This window comes from Brucella sp. 22210 (assembly GCF_052045675.1).
Taxonomy (GTDB): Bacteria; Pseudomonadota; Alphaproteobacteria; order Rhizobiales; family Rhizobiaceae; genus Brucella.
The window spans coordinates 1-873 of record NZ_JBQEPD010000135.1 but is presented as its reverse complement, the minus strand read 5'-3'; the positions used below and the strand labels follow the sequence as shown (position 1 = coordinate 873).

Genomic DNA, 873 nt, shown 5'->3' with positions numbered 1-873 from the left:
ATGGGTTTAGCCAGCGCTCCAGCACAAGTGGCCGGGCAGGGCTCACGTTTACTTGGCGGTTTGACGCAGCCGTACGCTTCAAGTGCGGGCGCGACGATCGCACGTGACGCCATCGCTGGCGCAGGCGCGGGCATTGGCGCGCAGAGCTATGACGAATTCGCACCGCAGGCGGTTCAGGATTCATCGTTCAGCCCTATAGCGAAAACACTGGCTGCGCTCATGGGCGGTGTCGGCGCGGCAGGGCTTTCTTCTGTTGCGGAAGGCACAGTTAAAGGTATTGGCAATCTGGGCCGCAATATCATTCAGGGTTCGGAAGACGCAGCGTCGCCAATCAATCCAACCACCGGCCAGCGGTACACGCGCACCGAAATGGACCAAGCGGCCCGCGTGGCGCAGAATATGCCGACCAACCGTGCGCAGGCTCTCGCCAACATCGACGAAGGTGCAAAAGACTTCGCACAGTTTGCCAACAAATCCGAAACGCCGACCACCGGCATGTTGGCCGACGACATCGGTATGTCTATTCAAGAGAACGTTCTTCGCGCCCGCGACCCGCAGCGCTTTGTCGAGCGCGACACGGCCCGTCGTTCGCTGGCGTCGGATCGCCTTGATGCGTCAACACCCCGTGGCGCTGAAGGTCGGAATTTCACCAATGAGGCAACACGTCAGTACGACGACACCTTGAGCGCTGCCCGCCAGCAGGTCGACGACGTGACCGGGCGTCAGGCGGCGGCGCAAGCCGATCTGGCCCGCCAGAACGCTGATCTTGGCGAATTCAGGACACGGCAGCCGGAAGCTTCGACCAAACTGGCGCAGGAATTCGACACGCAGCACAGCGCTGCGCAGGCACAGAAAAATGCTCTTTATAATTCG

1 protein-coding gene is annotated in these 873 nt (G+C 60.9%); it reads left to right on the top strand.

What is annotated here, in order from left to right; translation table 11 throughout:
• Positions 1-60 precede the first annotated feature (60 nt).
• Positions 61-873: hypothetical protein (locus tag ACTJKP_RS26975; protein ID WP_440632844.1), on the top strand; the 813-nt coding region annotated here is incomplete at its 3' end.